Annotated in this window: 28 protein-coding genes; 22 read left to right on the top strand and 6 right to left on the bottom strand. The window is 65.9% G+C overall.

Annotation, left to right across the window (positions count from 1 at the left end):
* Positions 1-3: 3 nt before the first annotated feature.
* Positions 4-300, top strand: coding sequence for a hypothetical protein (locus tag ACZ5PO_RS17550; RefSeq protein ID WP_464195747.1), 297 nt, complete (start codon positions 4-6; stop codon positions 298-300).
* On the opposite strand, the gene ACZ5PO_RS17545 is transcribed toward ACZ5PO_RS17550, so the two are convergent.
* Positions 297-515 (bottom strand): YdaS family helix-turn-helix protein, encoded by a 219-nt coding sequence (locus ACZ5PO_RS17545; RefSeq protein WP_464195745.1) that lies wholly within the window; start codon positions 513-515, stop codon positions 297-299. The two genes, ACZ5PO_RS17550 and ACZ5PO_RS17545, sit on opposite strands and share 4 nt — an antisense overlap.
* 97 nt (positions 516-612) lie before the next feature.
* Between ACZ5PO_RS17545 and ACZ5PO_RS17540 the strand changes: the two genes are divergently transcribed.
* On the top strand, positions 613-945 hold the full coding sequence (locus tag ACZ5PO_RS17540; RefSeq protein WP_464195743.1) for a helix-turn-helix domain-containing protein: 333 nt from the start codon (positions 613-615) through the stop codon (positions 943-945).
* A 62-nt stretch (positions 946-1,007) separates the two neighbouring features.
* On the opposite strand, the gene ACZ5PO_RS17535 is transcribed toward ACZ5PO_RS17540, so the two are convergent.
* Positions 1,008-1,181, bottom strand: coding sequence for a hypothetical protein (locus ACZ5PO_RS17535; RefSeq protein WP_464195741.1), 174 nt, complete (start codon positions 1,179-1,181; stop codon positions 1,008-1,010).
* A gap of 357 nt (positions 1,182-1,538) precedes the next feature.
* On the opposite strand from ACZ5PO_RS17535, the gene ACZ5PO_RS17530 reads away from it, so the two are divergent.
* The 20 genes from ACZ5PO_RS17530 (at position 1,539) to ACZ5PO_RS17435 (ending at position 16,244) form a co-directional block, all read left to right on the top strand.
* On the top strand, positions 1,539-2,654 hold the full coding sequence (locus tag ACZ5PO_RS17530; protein WP_464195739.1) for a DUF7666 domain-containing protein: 1,116 nt from the start codon (positions 1,539-1,541) through the stop codon (positions 2,652-2,654).
* Entirely contained in the window at positions 2,654-3,001 is a 348-nt protein-coding gene (locus ACZ5PO_RS17525; RefSeq protein ID WP_464195737.1) for a hypothetical protein, read from the top strand. Before ACZ5PO_RS17530 ends, ACZ5PO_RS17525 begins: the two co-directional genes overlap by 1 nt.
* Entirely contained in the window at positions 3,001-3,207 is a 207-nt protein-coding gene (locus tag ACZ5PO_RS17520; protein WP_464195735.1) for a hypothetical protein, read from the top strand. The genes ACZ5PO_RS17525 and ACZ5PO_RS17520 overlap by 1 nt, the downstream gene beginning before the upstream one ends.
* Complete coding sequence (locus ACZ5PO_RS17515) at positions 3,200-3,442, top strand: hypothetical protein (protein ID WP_464195733.1); 243 nt, start codon at positions 3,200-3,202, stop codon at positions 3,440-3,442. The genes ACZ5PO_RS17520 and ACZ5PO_RS17515 overlap by 8 nt, the downstream gene beginning before the upstream one ends.
* 375 nt (positions 3,443-3,817) lie before the next feature.
* Entirely contained in the window at positions 3,818-4,735 is a 918-nt protein-coding gene (locus ACZ5PO_RS17510; protein ID WP_464195731.1) for an ERF family protein, read from the top strand.
* Positions 4,736-4,791: 56 nt separating this feature from the next.
* On the top strand, positions 4,792-5,295 hold the full coding sequence (locus tag ACZ5PO_RS17505) for an HNH endonuclease (protein WP_464195729.1): 504 nt from the start codon (positions 4,792-4,794) through the stop codon (positions 5,293-5,295).
* Positions 5,286-5,921 (top strand): lambda exonuclease family protein, encoded by a 636-nt coding sequence (locus ACZ5PO_RS17500; protein ID WP_464195727.1) that lies wholly within the window; start codon positions 5,286-5,288, stop codon positions 5,919-5,921. The genes ACZ5PO_RS17505 and ACZ5PO_RS17500 overlap by 10 nt, the downstream gene beginning before the upstream one ends.
* Positions 5,918-6,421, top strand: a complete 504-nt coding sequence (locus ACZ5PO_RS17495) for a hypothetical protein (RefSeq protein WP_464195725.1) — start codon at positions 5,918-5,920, stop codon at positions 6,419-6,421. The genes ACZ5PO_RS17500 and ACZ5PO_RS17495 overlap by 4 nt, the downstream gene beginning before the upstream one ends.
* Positions 6,422-6,605: 184 nt before the next feature.
* Entirely contained in the window at positions 6,606-6,944 is a 339-nt protein-coding gene (locus ACZ5PO_RS17490) for an HNH endonuclease (RefSeq protein ID WP_464195723.1), read from the top strand.
* Positions 6,945-7,051: 107 nt separating this feature from the next.
* Entirely contained in the window at positions 7,052-7,357 is a 306-nt protein-coding gene (locus tag ACZ5PO_RS17485) for a hypothetical protein (RefSeq protein ID WP_464195721.1), read from the top strand.
* Positions 7,350-7,571: a hypothetical protein gene (locus ACZ5PO_RS17480; protein ID WP_464195719.1), complete on the top strand. Its 222-nt coding sequence runs from the start codon at positions 7,350-7,352 to the stop codon at positions 7,569-7,571. Before ACZ5PO_RS17485 ends, ACZ5PO_RS17480 begins: the two co-directional genes overlap by 8 nt.
* Entirely contained in the window at positions 7,568-9,088 is a 1,521-nt protein-coding gene (locus ACZ5PO_RS17475) for a hypothetical protein (RefSeq protein WP_464195717.1), read from the top strand. The genes ACZ5PO_RS17480 and ACZ5PO_RS17475 overlap by 4 nt, the downstream gene beginning before the upstream one ends.
* Before the next feature lie 4 nt (positions 9,089-9,092).
* The gene (locus ACZ5PO_RS17470) at positions 9,093-9,362 is read left to right on the top strand and encodes a helix-turn-helix domain-containing protein (RefSeq protein WP_464195715.1); all 270 of its coding nucleotides are present in this window, start codon (positions 9,093-9,095) and stop codon (positions 9,360-9,362) included.
* On the top strand, positions 9,362-9,700 hold the full coding sequence (locus tag ACZ5PO_RS17465) for a hypothetical protein (protein WP_464195713.1): 339 nt from the start codon (positions 9,362-9,364) through the stop codon (positions 9,698-9,700). The genes ACZ5PO_RS17470 and ACZ5PO_RS17465 overlap by 1 nt, the downstream gene beginning before the upstream one ends.
* A complete protein-coding gene (locus ACZ5PO_RS17460) occupies positions 9,693-10,031 on the top strand; it encodes a hypothetical protein (RefSeq protein ID WP_464195711.1) in 339 nt (112 codons plus the stop codon). The genes ACZ5PO_RS17465 and ACZ5PO_RS17460 overlap by 8 nt, the downstream gene beginning before the upstream one ends.
* Positions 10,024-10,254 carry a hypothetical protein gene (locus tag ACZ5PO_RS17455; RefSeq protein ID WP_464195709.1) on the top strand — a complete coding sequence of 77 codons (231 nt, stop codon included), beginning with the start codon at positions 10,024-10,026 and terminating at the stop codon, positions 10,252-10,254. The genes ACZ5PO_RS17460 and ACZ5PO_RS17455 overlap by 8 nt, the downstream gene beginning before the upstream one ends.
* A gap of 570 nt (positions 10,255-10,824) precedes the next feature.
* Positions 10,825-12,000 (top strand): tyrosine-type recombinase/integrase, encoded by a 1,176-nt coding sequence (locus ACZ5PO_RS17450; protein WP_464195707.1) that lies wholly within the window; start codon positions 10,825-10,827, stop codon positions 11,998-12,000.
* Positions 12,001-12,437: 437 nt separating this feature from the next.
* The gene (locus tag ACZ5PO_RS17445) at positions 12,438-13,685 is read left to right on the top strand and encodes an FAD binding domain-containing protein (RefSeq protein WP_464195705.1); all 1,248 of its coding nucleotides are present in this window, start codon (positions 12,438-12,440) and stop codon (positions 13,683-13,685) included.
* A gap of 364 nt (positions 13,686-14,049) precedes the next feature.
* Positions 14,050-15,267 (top strand): MFS transporter, encoded by a 1,218-nt coding sequence (locus ACZ5PO_RS17440; RefSeq protein ID WP_464195703.1) that lies wholly within the window; start codon positions 14,050-14,052, stop codon positions 15,265-15,267.
* Between the two features lie 287 nt (positions 15,268-15,554).
* Positions 15,555-16,244, top strand: a complete 690-nt coding sequence (locus tag ACZ5PO_RS17435; RefSeq protein WP_464195701.1) for a DNA-3-methyladenine glycosylase I — start codon at positions 15,555-15,557, stop codon at positions 16,242-16,244.
* 27 nt (positions 16,245-16,271) lie between these two features.
* Here the strand turns inward: ACZ5PO_RS17435 and ACZ5PO_RS17430 are convergent, their stop codons facing one another.
* The 4 genes from ACZ5PO_RS17430 to ACZ5PO_RS17415 form a co-directional block, all read right to left on the bottom strand.
* Positions 16,272-17,237 (bottom strand): aldo/keto reductase, encoded by a 966-nt coding sequence (locus ACZ5PO_RS17430; protein WP_464195699.1) that lies wholly within the window; start codon positions 17,235-17,237, stop codon positions 16,272-16,274.
* 601 nt (positions 17,238-17,838) lie between these two features.
* Positions 17,839-18,543 (bottom strand): acylneuraminate cytidylyltransferase family protein, encoded by a 705-nt coding sequence (locus ACZ5PO_RS17425; RefSeq protein ID WP_464195697.1) that lies wholly within the window; start codon positions 18,541-18,543, stop codon positions 17,839-17,841.
* A complete protein-coding gene (locus tag ACZ5PO_RS17420) occupies positions 18,540-19,235 on the bottom strand; it encodes an HAD family hydrolase (protein WP_464195695.1) in 696 nt (231 codons plus the stop codon). The genes ACZ5PO_RS17425 and ACZ5PO_RS17420 overlap by 4 nt, the downstream gene beginning before the upstream one ends.
* An 11-nt stretch (positions 19,236-19,246) precedes the next feature.
* A complete protein-coding gene (locus ACZ5PO_RS17415; protein WP_464195693.1) occupies positions 19,247-20,803 on the bottom strand; it encodes an aldolase catalytic domain-containing protein in 1,557 nt (518 codons plus the stop codon).
* Between the last annotated feature and the right edge of the window lie 23 nt (positions 20,804-20,826).

The raw sequence follows: 20,826 nt of genomic DNA, 5'->3' as shown, positions 1-20,826 counted from the left end.
GCCTTGACAGAGCCTGTTGAGTCCGACGTCGCCATGCCGCCGGCCGTTGTCACGCGGCCCGACACGCCCATTGTTCACTTCGAGGGCACGCCGTTTTTCGGCGAGATCAACGGCGTCTACACCTTGACGCTGGTCGACAGCTTCCCCACCGGGAATGGCGTCGGCGGTGTCAGCCGCCCGCCGCGCACCGTCGTCGCACTCAAAGGCAACCGTCAGGCGCTCGAATCCCTCCGAGCGGCAATCGACGGCTGTTTCCTTCTCGGGGCCGACGCGGAGGGTGATGGAAAGGGAGGGCATTAGGCGGCCTCGCTTTCGACTGCCGGGCCGAAGACGTCGGGCCGCAGCAGATGGCGCGAAATGCCGGTGATGCGCTCGACATCCAGGACGCGCGCCGCAGGGACGCGCGACCGCATCCAATGGGAGACGCGCGACTTGTGGACGCCAATTTCGACGGCCAGCTTCGTCGGCTTGACGGCGCGAGCCCGAAGCTCATCGGCGAGTGAAATCGTGCTCATGGAAATGCATGTTGCGCAACTCACAACTGCTTGTCAATGACAGAGTTGCGCGTTGCGCTAACGACGCAGTTGCGTCCGCGGAATTAGCATCCGCCACATGGCGAACGTCACGACGATTCATCACGGCAAGCAGCCGCGGCGGCCTCACTTCATCCGGGAGTGGGCAGATAAGCGAGGCATGAGCCAAGCAGACCTCGCCCGCGAGCTGGATGCGGACAAGAGCGTTGTTAGCCGGTGGTACAAGGGCACGTCGCCCGGGGAAGAATGGCAGCAGAAGCTCGCTGAGCTTTTTGGAACCGATCCAGGCGGCCTGTTTCGCCACCCCGACGATGACTGGATGGCGCGCTTCCTGCGGGGACGTTCGGACGAAGAGATCGAGCGCATCAAGGCGACGCTCGAGCACGCATTCCCCCGCCGCGCGGCGGGGTGAGAGGCGCAGCAACCGGCCGCGCCTCCCTGTTGTATGCCGCGCCGCGGCGTCCGGGTCAGCGGCTACCGCTTCCCGGTATTGATCTCGCTGATCCTCCCCTGGTTCACGCCGAAGTCGGCGGCGATCACGTGCTGGTAGTCGCCTGCACGCAGGCGCTGCCGGATGATCGTCTTGTCTTCGTCGGTGAGCTGCCGGGAGGGGCGATTGCCGCGCTGCGGCATGGTGCGATCAGCCATGGATGCTCCATGATTGGCTGAAAGACCATCTTGCACGCGATAGCGTTACCCCCTACAACGAGGGGCGTAACGCGCACCGCGTGGCCGACGGCTGGTCTCGGAAGCTCCGTCAGCACCGCACACTCAAACGGCCTAGGGCTGGCACCCTAGGCCGTTCGCGTTTTGTGCACGGCCAAGCCGAATCACCTAGCTTGAGTCTGGCGCCGCCGCAACGCGCTTTGCGCAACTATCAGCTATCTCCACAGCCAGGCCTCTAATAGCACGCGCAGCAAAAAATGTTGCAAGTTGCGCTTTTCGCATTTGACATGAGTTGTGAGTTGCGCAACTATCCTCTCCATCACAGGAGAGCCCCGCCCCATGGCCGCCCCTACCAAGCGCAAAGCAAAGACTGAGACGCCGGCCGAAGCTGCCGTGCAGCCCGATCAGGTCACGTCCATCAAGGGCTTCAGCCCCAGCCTGACCTGCCGCGACTTCAAATTCGAGGTCGGCAAGACCTATAGCGTCGAAGGCGCAATCAAGGCCTGCTCAAACGGCTTCCACGCCTGCCCCGTCGAGCATCATCCCCTATCCGTCTTCGAATTCTACCCGCCAGCCGGCAGCCGATACGCTGTCGTGAAGCAGAGCGGCGAGAGCGACGCCGACAATACAAAGCTCGCGTCGGCAAAGATCACGATCGATGTCGAAATCAGCCTCGGAGAGCTGACGAAGCGCGCCGTGAAGTGGGTGTTCGACCGGGCGAGGTGGGCGGAGGGCCAGGTCGCGACGGCCGACAATGAGGGTGCCACGGCGAGCGGCACCCAGGGCGCGGCCACGGCGAGCGGCTACCAGGGCGCGGCCACGGCGAGCGGCACCCAGGGCGCGGCCACGGCGAGCGGCACCCATGGCGCGGCCACGGCGAGCGGCGACCATGGCGCGGCCACGGCGAGCGGCACCCATGGCGCGGCCACGGCGAGCGGCACCCATGGCGCGGCCACGGCGAGCGGCTACCAGGGCGCGGCCACGGCGAGCGGCGACCATGGCGCGGCCACGGCGAGCGGCACCCATGGCGCGGCCACGGCGAGCGGCACCCAGGGCGCGGCCACGGCGAGCGGCTACCAGGGCGCGGCCACGGCGAGCGGCACCCAGGGCGCGGCCACGGCGAGCGGCTACCAGGGCGCGGCCACGGCGAGCGGCACCCAGGGCGCGGCCACGGCGAGCGGCACCCAGGGCGCGGCCACGGCGAGCGGCTACCAGGGCGCGGCCACGGCGAGCGGCGACCATGGCGCGGCCACGGCGAGTGGCGACCATGGCGCGGCCACGGCGAGCGGCTGGAAGGGTCGAGCCAGAGGGGCCGACGGCTGCGCTCTATTCCTCGTCGAGCGCGACGACAATGACAAGATTATGGCCGTCTGGGCTGGCATCGCCGGACGCGACGGCATCAAGTCCGACACCTTCTACATGCTGGTCGACGGAAAGCCTGTGGAGGTAGAGTGATGTCCGCAATCATCTACGCCATCGAAGGCTACCCGCTCTGCTCGCCGAGCGAGCTTGTCGTCGAAGACGCAGACACCTTCAGCATCAACGATCTGGTTGTCTACCTGGACAACGGCGACTTCGATCACATGCAGATCAACCGTATCTTGCTGATCGACGGCGGCGTGCAATCGGACATAACGGAATACGTCGCGCGCCGCCTGTCTGAGCTGTCGATGACTGCACGGATCGCGCCCCGAGCGCAGGCCGCGGAGATCATCGAGCAGTACGGGTATCCGGCGCATCGGGAGCCCCAGGTCAGCTGTGAGCGCCTGCCGTGGCGGCCCGAGACGGTGAGGGCTGCGTGATGTGCAACTGCATAGACAAGACCAACGTGGAGCTACGCGAGCACAACGCTGCTCTGGTGGCGACAATGATCGGTCAACCGCGCCGTGTCGTAGTCGAGACCTACAAGGTCGACAGCAAGAAGCGTGGCAAGCAGCCGCTGATGCTCGCGTCATTCTGCCCGTTCTGCGGCGAGAAGTACGAAGCGGAGGTCCAGGCCAATGGCTGAGATCGACAACGGCGGCCCGGCGTCGGTTGAGCAAGACCCAATCAGGAACGCGGCCGACAAGCTTATGAAAGCCGGAAACATTTTATCGTTCTGTGCGCAGACGTCGGGAGGCGTTGACGACCGCGACCAGGGACTATTTGAGGCGATCTACGAATGGGAGAAGGCTCGAGAAGCTTATGTGGCGATCAAGCGTATCGTGCGGTTCGAGGGGGGGTGGCGCAGCCCGAGACGATGACGGACTGATCGCCGCTGCGCCAGAACTTCTGGCGGCGCTGCGTAGCCTTGAGAATGCTCTTCGCACGGATAGCCGGCAGAAGTCGGTCACGAGCGATACCGTCGAATATCATTTGGATGGACAGGCTATGTACTCGGCAATCAATGCCGCTCGCGCCGCCATCGCCAAGGCGGAGGGCCACTGAGATGGCGCATACTCCTGGGCCATGGCGCGTCGAAGAAGAAACGACGCTCGTTTGGGGCGCATGCACTGAAGACCCTTCAACGTATGGGATGGGATATCCAGTTGCCCTGGCTTATCAGCAGCTTGGTCACGGCTCTCCATTCTGTAGAGAGACCCTGCTCGACACCGGACCTGAGCAGCCGAACGAACGGGATGCCGCGTGATGCCGCCACTCGCCCCGTACATCGCGGCCATCGCCTGCCTGATCGTATTCGTCGTCGCCGCTCAAGAATACGTCCGCGTCATCCGCATGCGTCAGGCCGCAGAGGGGCGCAAGTGCAAGCTCATCGTGCGGAGGAAGAGGTCATGAGCCAACAACTCGTCATCGACAACGTCGAGCACCTACCGACAATGGCCCCCGCGACGCCCATCACGCCCATGGCCATGATCGGACAGGCCATTCAGCAGGGCATGTCGATCGAAACCATCCGGGAGCTGCGGCAGCTTCAGAAGGAATGGGAAGCGGATCAGGCCCGTAAGGCGTTCGACGCGGCCATGGCGGCGGCGAAGGCCGAGATCCCGGTCATCTTCAAGAACCGCACCGTCGACTTCACATCAGCCAAGGGGCGCACGCACTACCGGCACGAGGATCTGGCCGAGATTGCGCGGACTATCGATCCGATCCTGGCGAAGCATGGCCTATCGTATCGCTTCGTCACGAAATCGGAAGGCGCCGTCACCGTCACCTGCGTCATTTCTCACCGCGACGGCCACTTCGTCGAGAATACACTGAGCGGCCCGAGGGACGAGAGCGGCAACAAGAACCCCATTCAGCAGGTCGGCAGCACGATCACGTTCTTGCAGCGCTATACGCTGAAGGCGGGGCTGGGGCTCGCTGCGTCGACGGACGATGATGGCCGGTCGGCCGGAGGGAACGAGGCGACCATCACTGATGAGCAGATGGAGGAAATCCGCGGGCTCATCGTGGAGAGCGGAGGCCGCATCGACCAGTTCTTGAACCTCTTCGAGATTGAGAACGTCGCCGAGTTGCCGGCCGTCGAGTTCAGGCGGGCGGTCAAGATGCTCTCCGAGAAGGTCGCCCTGCGCAAGCAGAAGGAGGCCCAGCCGTGAGCCGCTGCGCCATCCCAGACTGCGACAAGCCAAGGTACGGGCATGGTTATTGCGCCATGCACTATGCGCGGGCGAAGCGGAACGGAGACCCGCTCAAGGTTAAGAAGCTGGCCAACGGCGTCTGCATCGCCTGGGTGAGTAGTGCCGCGCTTCGGCACAGCGGAGGCGAGTGTCTCTTGTGGCCATACGGCATCGGTAGCCACGGTTATGGGAGCTTGATGGCTGACGGCAAGAAATGGCTCGCCCATCGATACGTCTGCTATATGGCGCACGGCGCCCCGTCGAGCGAACGTCTTGATGCAGCTCATTCCTGCGGTAACAAGTTGTGTGTGAGCCCACAACATTTGCGCTGGGCCACGCGGAAGCAAAACGAGTTAGATAAACTGACGCATGGCCGGCAAGCCCGCGGATCATCTCATGGGGGCACGAAATTAACCGACGCATCCGTACTGGAAATTCGTCTTAGCCAGGGCGGCCAAAGAAGCATCGCAGAGCGGTTCGGCATCACGCAGCAGACGGTAAGCGACATTAAGCGGCGGAGGCGATGGGCATGGCTCTAGAGATCTATACAGAGATCGAGCAGGGGACCGCGGATTGGTATGCCGTCCGCACGGGGATACCAACTGCCAGTATGTTCTCGACGGTCATGGCTAAGGGCCGGGACGGCGGAGCCAGCGTCACGCGCCGTGCCTACATGCTCAAACTCGCCGGGGAGATCATCACCGGCGAGCCGGGCGAGAGCTATTCGAACGCTCACATGGATCGTGGCAAGGCGATGGAGGACGAGGCCAGGCGTGCCTACGCCTTCATGGTTGATGGGGAGCCGCCGGAGCAGGTCGGCTTCATCCGCAACGGACAGAAGGGATGCTCGCCTGATAGCCTCATCGGCGCGGATGGCATGCTGGAGATCAAGACGGCGCTCCCGCATATCGTCATCGAGAAGTTGCTCAAGGGTGACTTCCCGCCGGAGCACCGCGCGCAGTGCCAGGGCGCCCTTTGGGTCGCCGAGCGCGAGTGGATCGACCTGACGGTCTACTGGCCGAAGATGCCGCCGTTCATCCGGCGAGCGCACCGGGATGAGGCCTATATCGCGAACCTATCCGCGGCGGTCGATGCGTTCAACGCTGAGCTTGCCGAGGTTGTCGAGCGCGTTCGTGGTGCTGAAAGCTGGAGGGTCGCGGCATGACGCCGGCACCCATCTCTTTCGAGTGGACGGGCGAGGTCATGGTGCCGCTCCGCCGCTTCCAGCGGATTGCCGACCTGCAATTCGTCATCGGCGAGCGCTATACGCTGGTGCCGCACGAGGAGCGCTCCGGCGTCACCCACCGCCACTTCTTCGCCGTGGTCAATGAGGCCTGGTCGAGCCTGCCGGAGCGATTTGACGGGCAGTTCCCCACGGCCGAACACCTTCGCAAGTTCGCGCTGATCAAGTCTGGCTTTCGCGACGAGCGCACCATCGTCTGCTCCTCAAAGGCCGAAGCGCTCCGGGTCGCCGCGTTCGTCCGAACGGTCGATGAGTTCTCCGTGGTCCAGGTCCACGAGGCCACCGTCATCCACCACACCGCACAGAGCCAGTCGACCAAGGCGATGGGCAAGCAGCGCTTCCAGCAGAGCAAAGAGGCCGTCTTCGCAGTGCTGGCAAACATGCTCGGCGTGGAGCCGACCGAGCTGCGGAAGGCTGCGTGATGGACGAGAAGCCGAAGAGGACCGTCCCGGCCGACACTGAGCGCTATCCGTGCGGGTGCCCCGACCCAGATTGGTGCCGCGGAAACCGGTCCTGCTACTGGGGATGCGCCGACAACAGCGATTGGTTGGAAGAGCGTCGGTGGGCGGAAGAGGATGCTCGGCTAGCCGAGATGAGGCTGACGCGATGAGGCGCGAATTTAACCAGAAAGTCCGCCGCGCCGCACTCGACCGCTCCGGCATGCAGTGTGAACGCTGCGGCGCCCGCGTCACGATCGGGAAGTACGCCTTCGACCACGATATAGCCGACGGCCTGGGCGGACATCCGACCGAAGCCAATTGCAAGCTTTTGTGCCTGCCGTGCCATTCGGAGAAGACCCGCAAGCACGACGTTCCTCTGATCGCCAAGGCCAAGCGCCGCGAGAGCCGCCACAACGGCACGCGCCCGCCAAGCCGAACGCCTTTGCCCTTTGGCAAGCGATCCGCCCTAAAACGCAAGATAGACGGGAGCATTGTCCCCCGATGACATCCCAATCCAAAGAGCTACGCGCTCGCGTAGAGGCCTCTCCCGGCCAGCTGGATGACGAGACGCTGGGCCGCGTGATCTGCGCGGTGCTGGGCGAGGCGCTCTGCATGGTCGACATCGTCACGGGCGATGACGGGAGCGACGAACTCCGGGTCATTGCGGACGACGGGTCGAAATGGGGCAAGGAGATCTGGTGCGACTACCGCTCTCGCGCCCCTGACGTCTCCATCGACGCCGCCGTGGGGCTAGTCTGGCGGATCTATCCAGGAGCATGGTGGCAGGCCAATTCAGCCGGTCGAGCCGCAATCGAGCTACCGCCGGACGGACATCGGCTTTTCAACGGCCGCGCCGCCACGCCCTCCCTGGCCATCCTCGCCGCTGCCTTGCGCGCACGGGAGGCTGAGCATGGGTGAGCAAGCCGACATCACGCTTGGAGCGCCCATTCAACCCTACGAGATCGACAAGCGTCTTCGCGCCGGGCTGACGGAGCTGGCCGGCAAGGTGGCGGCCCGCGCTGTGATCGACGGGCACGGCGCCGATCTGCTGCTCAGGGTCTACCTCGCCGGGCTCTACCACGGTGCTGAGCTGGGCCACCGCCTGCCGCAAAGAGATTGGATCAAGCCATGACGATGCCTGACAAGCGCACCAGCGGCTGGCGGATGGTTCCGGAGGAGCCGGACGCCACGCAGAAGGACAGAGCCGCACGGCGTCATGCCGTCAGCGACTCGCTCGCCGCCAACATCTATCGGGACATGGTCGACACCGCACCCAGCCCCCCGGAGCCGCTGGGCGGGACGTATCGGGAGGGGTTGGAGCGGGCGGCGCAGATCGCCTATGAACGAACAATCCTACCATCCGACTGCGAGATGTGCAGCCCCGTGGCCCCTGAGACCGGGGCTTACGAGTGCTCGCTCGAAGCGCGCGGTCATGATTGCCTGTGCCAGAACGGCGCTGAAATGGCCGAGACGATCAACCAGGACATCCGCGCCGAAGCCTCCCGCACCCCAGAGGCGTTGAATTGGGACGGTCATCTCTCGTTGAAGACCACGCCAGCCATGCGCGAGCAGTTGCGGGCCGCGGTTATTTTCGGGCCATCGCAGAATGAGCGCATCACCAGTAGGTTGATCGACGACTTTGCCGCGCTGCTCGCCTACGTCGCCCCGCTGGAGGACTTTGCTCGACGCCATGCCGTGGATGAGGTGCGTCGCTCGCTTCCCGCCACATCCGCCCCCGGCCACACCGACCTCATGATCTCTCCAGAGGGTATCGATGAGGTGCTGGCGTCTGTCCCGCCTGCTGCCGCTCCGGGTGAGCCGGTGGGCGACGATGCAGAATTCCTGCGCGAGTTGTCGCAGATGCTCCGGGGAAGTGATTTCGACGATATCGCTGGACGGCTTGTCGACCTCGCGGCGCGGCTCGCGGAGGCTCCGCGCCGGAGCAACCAACTAAGCAACCTCCTCGCCGACACGTCCGCCAAGCTAGGCGCGGCAGAGCGGACCATCCGCAGCATGCAGGAGGTCATTGCGAAGACTGGCGGTCAAGTCGTCGCCGCCGAAGCCAAGCTCGCGGAGGTGACGCGCGAGCGGGATGACGTGGCCGGCGACGCCACCACGCTGCGCGGGTTCATCAAGACGTTCGGCTGCACGCCGACGATGGCCGTATCGGCCGCTGAGGCGAAAACACGCGCCGCCTTGCGCACCAACGATGCGCTGCGGGAGCGCGTGCGGGAGCTTCAGGACCTCGTAAGGCGTGCGCTTCACATGGTCCCCGATGGCCAAACGACGTGGCCTCAGGATGCTCGCGCCGCCCTGTCCGCAGCCGCAGAAGAAGCCAGAGGCTTCGCCTCTTTAGACAGCCCCGCCGCCACGAGCGAGGGAGGGAGGGGTGTCGTGACGATTATTCCGAATTGGTCCCCCAGGGCCTATCGCTTGAAGTGCGCGGTCAAGACCAGTGATGCGCCGCCCGGCACCATCGTCTACGACCTCAAAGGTTGGGATTACGGTTGCGCCAGCGACGACAGCCGCATGCTCGGCGGAGAGCACAAGAGCGTCACCCTCGACCCGACGGGAGATTATCCGTTCTTCACGGTTCCTGTCAGCGCGCTTCTGCCACTCGCCACCCCCACCAGCGCAGACGGGAGGTGACGGGATGGATTCCGATCCCCTGACCATCGCCGTTATCAAGGCCCTGCGCGAAGCCTTCTACCTGCGAAAGGCGCAGGACCGGCTTCGCATGAAGGATGTGGCCGAGCGATTGGGCACGTCCGTATCGTATGTGTCCGAGGTGCTGAACGGCAAGAAGTCACCCAGCCTGCGTACGGTGGCACTGTTCGCTGAAGCGATTGGCTACCGACCAGTCCTCACGCTGGAGCCCGCCGGCCGCCGCGCCCTCTCCGACAGCACAGACGGGAGGGGGTGATGGGATTTCACAATTCCAAAATAGTGACCGGCCGCAAAGTGCACCGCTGCGCTCAATGCGGCCTCCCAATCCATGCGGGAGAGCGCCACCACAGCACAAGTTCTCACTTCGACGGGGAATTTTCAGCCTATCGCGAGCATCTCGAATGCAACGAGGCATGGAGAGAGCTGAATTTCAACCTTCGCGCCATGGACATGTTCGAGGGAGCACCTTTCTTGCGCGATGACGACCATGATCCAGAAGATAAGGATTGGATGCTGGAAGTCTATCCGGTGGTCGCGGAGAGATTATGGTGGGTAGGCCGCCGCGCCCTCGACCAGGGAGGCGACCGTGGGTGAGGATCTGAAGCGCCATGCCGCTCGGCTGCGCGAGGTGGCCGCGTCGTTGGCTGCCGAGCGCGTCCAGGGTTGGGCCAACCCGCTCGTCACGGTCCTGACCGACGCCGCCGATGCGATCGAGGGGCGAGTGAGGGTCGAGACAGATGATGCGGTACTGTCCGCCCAGGCCGAAGCCGTGCGGCGTGCGGTGGATGCCGAGCGCGAGGCATGCGCCAAAGTGGCCGAGCTCGACACCGGAGACTGCAACGGCGGAGAGATCTGGATCATGGACAACATCGCCCGCCGGATCCGTGCACGCGCCCGCCAAGAGACAGGAGGCGCCGATGTCTGACGCGTTCGGCCAGTGGGGATCGGCCCTCGCGCACCGCCGCTACATGCAGCCGCTGCGGCAACAGCGCAAATGCTCGTGCGGCTGCGGGCAAAGGCGCACGCACATCGGCATGGCGAACGGCGTCGGGCTGGCCTGGGGATGCGAACTGTCTATTCGCCGGTGGGTGCGCGACGGAAGCACCATCGTGCGTCGGACATTGCCGGAGCACAGCCATGGCCGCTGACTGGCGCAACCACCTTACGCCGGCAGAGCAGGCGATCATCAAAGAGGCCGAGCGCGCAAAAGCCATTTGGGATCGCCTCAAGCATCCCCGCGCCAACATCATATCGGCTACGACTAAGCGCGCTCGCGCCAGCCGCGGGACGGGAGGGGCACATTGACCGGGCGAAACACCTCATTCGGCTGGTCGGCATGCTGGCCGGGCGACCCGCCATTTATTTTCTCCGTCCGACGCACCAGGCGCGAGGTCTGCGAAGAGATCGGCAGGCAGTGGTCAATGGCCGGAGAAACGCCGGTTGATGGATGGCGCCGAGCCTACAAGAAGGGCATGCGGGCAGTGCGCGTCCGCGTGACCGCATGGGGGCACAGTGATGCCTAGGCCCCTCCCCGACAGGGCGGAGATCGGTGAGGACACGCCGGTCAGGCTGGAGACCGCCGCTAGGTTGGCATTCCCCGATGGCTCCATCAGCTTATCGTCACTCCGGCGCGAAGCCGCCAAGGGCCGATTGACCACCTGGCGCATCGCCGGCAAGGATATGACCACGCTCGCCGAGGTAGGGAGGATGGTGGAACGATGCCGCGTCGATCGAAAGGACCGCACCTCGTGCTGCGAGCCGCCAACGAGCGGCAGCGCCGAAGCGCCGTCTGGGTCATCGCCGACGGCCGCCATTATGAAAGCACAGGCTGCGCTCCAGAGCAGATTGCAGATGCCGAGCTCCGCCTTGCCGCCTACATCGAGGCGAAGCACAATCCCGCCGACCAAGGCTGCCGTTCTGCCACTGAAACGCCCGTAGCTGACGTTCTGTCGGTCTGGCTGGATGACGGTGTCGATAGCCAAGCGAGCCCCGGCAAGGCCAGGAGCCGCGTCAGCAGACTGTCTGCGTGGTGGGGCGACAAGATGCTGAGCGATGTGACGCCGACCAACTGTCGCGCCTATACGAAGAGCCGTACCAGTGGCGGCGCTCGGCGTGACCTCGAAGAGCTGCGGTCAGCCATTAACCACCACGGCCGCCGCGGACTGCACACCGGAAACGTGACGGTCACGTTGCCGGTGAAAGGGCAACCTCGGGCCCGCTTCTTGACGCGGGACGAGGCCGCTAGGCTTATTTGGTACTGCTGGCGCTTCCGGCGCCCACAGGTTCCGCCGCGCGGGTATAGAAAAGGAGAGCAGGTTTACGGCGCTAATCGTGAGAAATGGCACTATGACCTTCGCCATATCGCTCGTTTCATTTTGATGGGGCTATATTCAGGCTCGCGCAGCGGCCCGATCCTCAATGCCTCAGTCTACGCGGCTTCCGGCCGCTCCTATGTCGACCTTGAGTCGGGCCTATTCTATCGCCTGGCTGAAGACGAGGCGGAAGCGGCCAACAAGCGTTCGCCGGTCGTTCGCCTGTCGCCGCGCATCATGGCGCACCTGCGCCGCTGGCATTCCAAGGGCATCATCGATCAATACATTGTCGACTGGAACGGCGATCCCGTGGCATCGATCAAGACGGCGTGGTCGAACGCCGTCGCCGGCGCCGGGCTGTCGGGCCGGGTCACGCCCCATACCCTGCGCCATACCTGCGTCACGTGGATGCTTCAGCACGGCGTCCCGGTTTGGGAGGTCGCGGGCTACGTCGGCATGAGCCCCGAGATGGTGCAGCGGGTCTACGGGCATCATCACCCTGACCACCAGCGCGCCGCTGGCGACGCCCTACAGAAGGGCAGCCGGGCTGGTCGCGGATTGGTCGCGCTACGTCGGCCATGATATGCGATGAAGTCGCACGGTCTTTTCTTAAAACGATGATATTTCAAGGTCGTATGGCCAAACCGTCGCGCTCATAACGGTCTGGTTGCAGGTTCGAGTCCTGCCGGGCCCACCAGCTAGATCAATAGCTTAGCGCGCATCTCCTGCCACGTACCCGCGGCTGGTACCCGAACGGTCGCCGCGATGCGAGCCAGATCGGGGCAACGGTGGTCGCCCCGTCCGTTGCTGCACACCAGCTCAGCACCGCCGTGTCGATCGGTGTGGACCATTGATCCACGATTCGGATCAACGTCGGGGGGCGACCTTGTGCGCGCGGCGAGCCCCCGACGTTGCGCTGCGGGTCGGCGTCGCGCATTTGTTTATCAAACGATAAATAGTTGCCCCGCGCACATCTCCGAGGCTATTTATCCTCCGATCAATGCAGCATGGAGAGCGGCATGGCGGGACGGCGGGATGGCGGCAGGCGGGCGATCATCGTCGGCGGCTCGCTCGGCGGATTGCTGGCGGGGCTGTTTCTCCAGCGCGCCGGTTGGCGCGTCGGGGTACACGAACGCAGTGCGGTGGAGCTGGCCGGCCGCGGCGCCGGCATCGTGACGCATCCCGAGCTGTTCGAGTGCCTGGAACGGGCGGGGATCGACGGATCACAGGCGAGAGCAGGCGTCGCCGTGTCGGGCCGCCGCGCCTTCCACAGAGACGGTCGCCTTGCCGAGGAGCTGGAGCTGCCGCAGACGATGACCTCCTGGAGCCGGCTCCACGCCCTGCTGCGCCGGGCCTTGCCGCCCGACAGCTACAGGCTGGACAGCCATTTCGCATCGGCCGAGGAGCGCGGCCGCGACGTGCTGGTCCGCTTCACCGACGGCCGGGTGGCGGAGTGTGACCTCCTCGTGGGCGCCGACGGCCTGTTCTCCAGCGTCCGGGAGCAGGCGCTTCCGGCGGCGCAGCCGACATATGCGGGCTACGTCGCCTGGCGCGGGCTCGCCGAGGAGCACGCCCTCTCGCGGCGGACGCATGCGGAGCTCTTCGCGTACTTCGCCTTCTGCCTGCCGCCCGGCGAGCAGATGCTGGGCTACCCGGTCGCCGGGCCGAACGAGGAGACGTCGCCCGGACAGCGGCGCTACAACTTCGTCTGGTATCGCCCGGCGGCCATGGATGGGGCGCTGGGCGAGTTGCTGACCGACGTCGACGGTATCCGTCACCAGCTCTCGATCCCGCCGCACCGGATCAGGCCCGGGATCGTCGGCGACCTGCGGCGGGCGGCCGAGGAGCTGCTGTCGCCGCAGTTCGCCGAGGTGATCCGCGCCACCGAGCAGCCGTTCCTCCAGGCCATCCTCGATTTCGAGACGCCCCGGATGGTGCTCGGACAGCGCACGGTCCTGATCGGCGACGCCGCGTTCGTCGCCCGCCCCCACCTCGGCATGGGCGTGACCAAGGCCGCATTGGACGCCCAGGCGCTCGCCGAGGCCCTCACGCCGGCCGGCGACATCACCGCGGCGCTCGCCGCCTTCGACGCGCAGCAGCGGAGCTTCGGAGCGGCCTGCGTGCGCCGGGCGCGAGACCTCGGCACCTATATGCAGGCGCAGATCCTGACCGAGGACGAGCGCCGGCTGGCCGAGCGTCACCGCTCGCCCCAGGCGGTGCTGACGGAAACGGCGGTGTCGGACTGGCTCACCGGCGCGAGCGCATAGGCAGCGCGCCGAACCGACGAACAGAGAGGCCCCGCCACCGGCAGCGGTGACGGGGCCTTGAGGACGGCATCGCGCAGGGCGACAGAGAGCGCGGTGCCGCAATGGGGCCGGCAAGGGATAGGCCGCCGACGCCCTGAACGAGATACGGAGCCACCGCGCAGCGGGATGCACACCGCGCCCGCGACGATCGACGGCCGGATCGCCGTTCGCGACGGCGCCACCGCACGTCTCGAGCATCGCCGCTCCTGGACGCAGACGCGCCCTGCCCTGCGAGGCCTGTCCACGAAAATCGCACGCGGCTGTCGCGATCAGCTCGCGGCGAACGTCTTTGACGGAGAAGCGGATGGAAGCCGGAGGCGGAGCCGTGACACGTTCCTATGGTTGGGTGATCGTCGCCGTCGGGGCGCTCATGACCTGCGTCGGCATCGGAGCGATGTTTTCGTTGGCGGTGCATCTGGAGCCCATGGCAGCGGCGACGGGGTGGTCGCGCGCCGGCATCTCGAGCGCCATGACGCTCGACTTCCTGGTCATGGGCGCCGCAGGCTTCGGCTGGGGAGCGGCGAGCGACCGCTTCGGCCCGCGGCCGGTGGTGCTGGCCGGCGCCGTCCTGCTCGGCCTCGGCCTGGCGCTGGCCAGCCGCGCCACCTCGCTCATCCAGTTCCAGCTCACCTACGGGATCGTCGTCGGGCTCGCCGCCGGCGCCTTCTTCGCCCCGATGATCGCGGTGGCGACGATGTGGTTCGCGGCCAATCGCGGCCTCGCCGTATCGCTGGTCTCGGCCGGGATGGGCGTGGCGCCGATGACCATCTCGCCGTTCACGCGCTGGCTGATCAGCACCTACGACTGGCGCGCCGCCATGCTGGTCATCGCTGTCGCCGCCTGGGCGCTGCTGATCCCGGCGGCGCTGCTGGTGCGCCGCCCGGCCGAGGCAGAGCGCGAGGGCGCCGCGGCGGGCAACGCGATGGCCGACGCCGGCGCCGGCCTGACGCCCCCCCAGGCGCTGCGATCGCCGCAGTTCATCGTGCTGGCGCTCACCTTCTTCCTGTGCTGCGCGGCGCACGCGGGGCCGATCTTCCACATGGTGAGCTACGCCATCCTCTGCGGCGTGCCGGCCATGGCCGCCGTCAGCATCTACAGCGTCGAGGGCCTGGCGGGGCTGGGCGGACGCCTGCTGCTCGGCGTGCTGGCGGATCGGCTCGGCGTCAGGCCCGTGCTGGTCGGCGGCCTGCTGGTGCAGGCGCTGGCGATCGGCGGCTATCTCGCCGTCAATCGGCTGGAGGCGTTCTATGCCCTGGCGCTGGTGTTCGGCACCGCCTACGGCGGCGTGATGCCGCTCTATGCCGTGCTGGCGCGCGAATACTTCGGCCAGCGCATCATGGGCACCGTGTTCGGCGCGGCGACGATGGCCTCCAGCATCGGCATGGCCTTCGGCCCGCTCGCCGGCGGCTGGGTGTTCGACACCTTCGGCGGCTATGCCTGGCTCTATATCGGCTCGTTGGGCGTCGCTGTCGCCGCCGCCGCCGTGGCGCTCGCCTTCCCGCCGCTGCCGTCGCGGAGCCAAGCGCGCCTGCAGGCGGCCTGAGATATCCGTCGCCGGGATGGCGGAGCCGGTCGCCCGCCCTCTGGAGCACTTCGCTATTGGCCGGACTTCATCCAATTGCGGAGAGATGCTCCAGCTCCTTGGAGTGCTTCTCTTGCGATCGGGTGTTTCCGCCCGATCGCAAAGCGCTCTGGCGGACACCGGCGGCGCCGGCAAATATGCAGCCTGACTGAGGAGGCCGCGAGGCACGCGCGGGCCGGCACAAGAGCGGTTCCACCGATCGCGGACGGCTCGTGCCGGAGCCCCTCGCGGCGATGGGAGGGCAGGCTATGACGTTGCGCAGGTTTTCGGAGATCGTGGCGCTTGCGGAGCAGCACCATGGCAAGGCCGGCATCAAGGCACGGCTGGCCGAGCACGCCGACGGGAGCGCGGCGGATCTCGACCGCAGCGACGACAGGTTCCTGGCCGGCATGGCCAAGGCGGTCTTTTCGGCGGGCTTTTCCTGGGAGGTCATCGACAAGAAATGGCCGGGCTTCGAGGCGGCGTTTGCGGGCTTCGACCCCAATCGCGTCGCCTTCTTCGGGGACGACGATGTCGCCCGCCTGCTGAAGGACACGCGGATCGTCCGCAACGGCGCCAAGATCCAGGCGACGATCGCCAACGCCCGCTTCGTCGTCGACATCGCCAAAGCCCATGGCTCGTTCGGCGCCTTCCTGCGGAACTGGCCGACGACCGATCAGATCGGCCTGATGGAGCAGTTCAAGAAGCATGCTTCCCATCTCGGCGGCTCGGCCGCGATGTACTTCCTGCGCTTCAACGGCTGGGATGCGTTCATCCTCAGCGCCGACGTCGTCAAGGCGCTGATCCGCGAAGGCGTCGTCGACAAGGCGCCAACGTCGAAGGCGCAGCTGAAGGCCGTGCAGGAGGCCTTCAACACCTGGACGCGAGAGAGCAAGCGATCCCAGCGCGATGTGAGCCGCGTTCTCTCCTTCAGCGTCGGGCCGCCCCAATCCCCGTAGCGCGGCCCGACCCGGCCAGGGCAGGAGCTACCCCATCGGATACAGGATATCCTTCGAGACCTCGTCGATCTTGCGCAGCACCTCGGCGTCGAGCGTCACGTCCGCTGCCGCCAGGATATCGTCGAGCTGGTCCACATGCGTCGCGCCGACGATGGTCGAGGCCACGAAGTCGTGCTGCTTGCTCCAGGCGGTGGCGAGGGTGACGGCCGACAGGCCCGCCTCCGCCGCGATGGCGGTGAAGCGCTCGGTCGACGCCAGCGACTTGTCGTTGACGAAACGCCGGGCCATTGTCGCCTGCCGCCCGCCGAGCTTGAGGTAGTTGGCGAAGCGCGCCCCGTCGGGCATGCGTCCGCCGTTGTACTTGCCCGAGAGCACGCCGCCGCCGAGCGGCGAATAGGGGATGAGGCTCACCCCCTCCTGACGGCATGCCTGCGCCAGCTCGTCCTCGAAGCGGCGGTTGTTCAGGCTGAAGTTGTTCTGGATCGTCTCGTAACGCGCCAGGCCCTCGCGCTCGGACACGGCGATGCTCTTCATCAGGCCCCAGGTGGTCTCGTTGCTGCAGCCGATGATCCGGACCTTCCCGGCGGTCACCAGATCGTCGAGGGCGAGCAAGGCATCCTCGTAACGGCCACCGTGGTCGGGCCAATGCGTCTGATAGAGGTCGACATAGTCCGTCTGCAGCCGCTTCAGGCTGGCTTCGACAGCACGCGTAATGTTGTGCCGGTCGAGCGCCGTCATGCCGGCACGCTGGGCACCCCGGATCCAGCCGTGGCTCGGCCCGCACACCTTGGTCGCCAGAATGATGGCGTCGCGACGCTTGGTCTTCATCCAGCGACCGACGATCTCCTCGGTGCGCCCGGCCCATTTCTCATCGGGGGGTACGGGGTAGTTCTCGGCCGTATCGAAGAAATTGATGCCGGCGTCGAACGCCCTGTCGAGGATGCGCAACGACGCGGCTTCGTCGGCCTGATTGCCGAACGTCATCGTGCCCATGCAAATATCGGAGACGGCAATCGGGCTCCTGCCCAAGCGCTTGGTTTTCATCTGGTCCAGTGCTTTCCGTTAACAGCGGGGCCGGTTCTCGGCAGCTTGCACGCCGCGGCTGCGCCGGCCGACCGGGTGTACCCGATGCGATCGCTCCGCCGGCATGCCTGCACAGGCTCCCCCCTCCCCATTGGCTGAGCGCATGCGCCCGCCCGGACTATACCCAAGCTTGCAACGGCGAAGGTATCGAAACGTGCGCCGCCAAACACCGCGGCCGGGCGCGCGACAGATAGCGTGCGCGTGACGGTAGGGATGTGGGACGGCCGCGATGAGCATCCAGGCGCGGGCGCCATGCACGGGAGACCCTGCAACCCCGAACCGTACAAGGCCCGCCGATGCTGGCGGGCCGCCCAACGCCGTCATGAGCTGAGCTCGACCCAGCCATTCGCCGGGCGGGCAACGTGAGCCGCGGCCGATCGCGCCCGGCAGACGGCGACGGGCAGCCAGACCACGAGAGGGCAAGCTCACGGATAGGGAAATCACGGCCAGCTAAGTTAAGGAATAGACAGCAGGGGATGGTGGCTGCCGTCAGAATCCCGTGATGCCGGCGTCACTCCGCCTTCTGGCCCGTGCGGGACTGCCAGAGCCTTTCTGCGATCTCGAAATCGTCGGGCCAATCGATGTCGACCGTCTTGTCCTTGCTGATCTCATAGAGCACGGGCCGGTCGCCGATGCGGTCCGATCGCTTGCGGTAGGCTTCGATCGGCGCGATGAAGATAGCGCTGTTGACCTCGTACAGCGGCCGCAGCGTCTGCGTTCGTGGCCACTTCTCGACCGTACGGTCGTAGTTGATCGGGCCGTCCTCGTTCCAGAGAAAAGTGCTCAGCCGCGTCACACCCATCAGGCTGTCGTGACTGCCGGCCGCCCGCGCCGCGCCATAGGCCGCGACGGCAGCGTCGTACTCCTCGTGATCAAAGAACGGCGATGTCACGTGCGTCCACAGCACATCGCCCGCGGCGATGATCTGCGGCACGTAGGCGATGACCTCGTCGGTGGAGGTCGCCGAGCTGCAGAGATGATCGGGGCGATGGTCGATGACCAGGCGGCCGCCGGCCACGCTGAGCCGCTTCTCGCCGATGGCGATGACCACCGGGTCGTTGCTCGACAGCACGACCTGGTCGATGGCCCGGGCCTTGAGCAATTGGTCGAGCTTGAGCCCCACCAGCCCTTCCGGATTGTCGGCGAACGGGCGGGTGTTCTTGAGCGGCACTCTCTGGCTGCCGGCGCGACACGGCAGGAAGGCGATCATCGTCATGCTGCGTCGGCCTGGGTGAGTAGGGACGGAAGAGCCCGCAGATCGGCGATCTGCTCGAAACCGTATTCCCTCGCCAATGTGCGCATCCGCGGTTTCGCTGTGGAATACTTATCCATATAGACGAAGCGCGCCTGCGTGTCGGACGCGGCCCGCCAGTCCGCTTCGGCATCCCCGACAAAGACGACCCGCCCGCCGCCACCGGACTTCAGGCCTATGTCGGCTAGGATCGTGCGAATGTTGTCGGATTTGCTCTTCGGCGAGCCGAAGATGTTGCGGAAATGACGAGCCAGCCCGCGCTCGATCATCAGCTGGCGCAGTTCGGCCTGGTCGGAACCGGACACGATGAACAGCGGGGTGGCAGAGGCGGCGAGCGCATCGAGCGTGCCGACCATGCCCGGTGTCGTCGGGCAGCGCACATATTTGCGATAGAGCTGCTCGGCGTAGCTGCTCACCAACGCCTCGACGGAAGTTGCCGGTCTGTGCTCGAGATCCTCACGCGCCAGCAGCGCCTCGAACATCCGGATCCGCGACGTGCCGAAGTTCGCGGCGACATGACGGCTGAAGGCCGCCACGTCGCGCTCGGAGAAGCCGGCCGCCCGAGCCGCATCCGCGAACACCCGCACCTTGAGGCGGTTGGAGACCAGCAGGACACCGTCGCAGTCAAAGATGACTGCGGCCAACCGGGTTGCCATCAGCGCAGGTCTCAGGCAGCCGCAGCAAGACCGTGGATGGAGCGGCAGCGGACGTTGTAGCGCGTCGGCGTGAGGCTCACCAGCGAGGCCGGGCCGTGCTTGGCGGCGTAGAGGTCGAGCGAACTCTGCACCTCGCGCGCCAGATCCTGCTGGGCCAGCGTCGCGTGGTCATAGCCATCGAAGCCGACCAGCCAGCACTGACCGGCCTGCAGCGACTCCACGACGCCCAGGCCGAGCGCCATGGGACCGCTGTCTGACACCGGCCCGCCCGAAGCGCCATCCGGGCTCACCGGTGCGGCCTGGTAGACCGGCAGGGTCAGTCCCACGGGTACGCACCCGGGGACACGCGGCGGCGCCACCACGACAGCTCCCATCATGGTGTTGGCCTGATCGAGATCGGCCCGGAAAGCGTCATGCCCCGGCAGGCACAGCAGCTGCCGGCCGCCGAGCTGCTTGGCGAGCTTCAGATGCCGCGACGACGAGAAGACGACGAGCGGATCGTGCCGGGCGATGAACTGGCGAATGGCCTCGGCGTGCTGCGGCACGGTCGGGCCGCCGCCCACCAGCAGCACGCTCTTGCCCGGGAAGCCGCCCTGAGCGACGTCCGGATAGACGGAGCGGTCGACCTCCTGCCCGCTCTGCTGTTGCAGCGCGCGGATGATCGACACCACGGAGTAACGGCTCTTGGCGAGCCAATCCATGACGTCCTTCTGGGGTAGGTTGTTGGCGCCCGACAGCATGTACGGCAGATTGGTGCCCCACTCGTAGGTCTTGCGCATCTCCTCGAACGGCGCCACGACCGACGCCAGCGCCTGAAAGTCGAGCTCGCGGTTGGTGCCTTCGCGCGCCAGATGGATCAGCATCGCTTCGGTGCGGAGATTGCCGGCGCCGCGACCCATGCCGGTCAGCGTGCCGTCGACGATGTCGGCGCCCGCCTCGATGGCGGCCAGCGAGTTGGCGAAGGCCAGACACATGTTGTCGTGGCCATGGAAGCCGACGGCGTTGTTCGGCAGCTTTTCCCGCAGCTCGGCGATAATCCGGCCGACCTTGGCGGGGGAGCAGCCGCCGTAGCTGTCGACCAGGGCAATCGAGTCATAGCTCTGCGGCTCGTCGATGACCGCCTGCAGCCGACCCAGGTCATCCTGATAGGTCGAGAGGTACATGACGTTGAAACCGACCAGGAAGCCGAACTTCTTCAGTTCCCGCGCCAAGTCCAACGCGTGGCCGAGGGCATTGGGGGCAGCGGTGATGCGCACGCCGTCGACAATACCGACCAACGGCTTGAACAGCGGCTCGATGCGGCCGACGGTGGCGGACTTGCCGTCGATCATGACCATGAGCTTCTGGTCGCCGCGCAGCCTGGCCTTTACCTTGCGAAGCTTATCCGGTTGAAGAAAGAAGTATTCGCCGTAATAGCCATCCATGTCATCGTTGACATAGCCGAATTCGATGTAATCGATCGGCAGTCGAGCCATATTGTCGACATAGTCGTCAACGAGTTCGGAGCTGAAATCCCAATTGGTGTAATAGCCGCCGTCTCGCAGCGTGCAGTCAAGCATTTCAACCATGGTAAGCCCTTCTGCCGTAGTGC

This window comes from Chelatococcus sp. KU-N122 (assembly GCF_055391085.1).
Note: the sequence above shows the minus strand (reverse complement) of the source record. Positions and strands in the feature narration are given on the sequence as shown.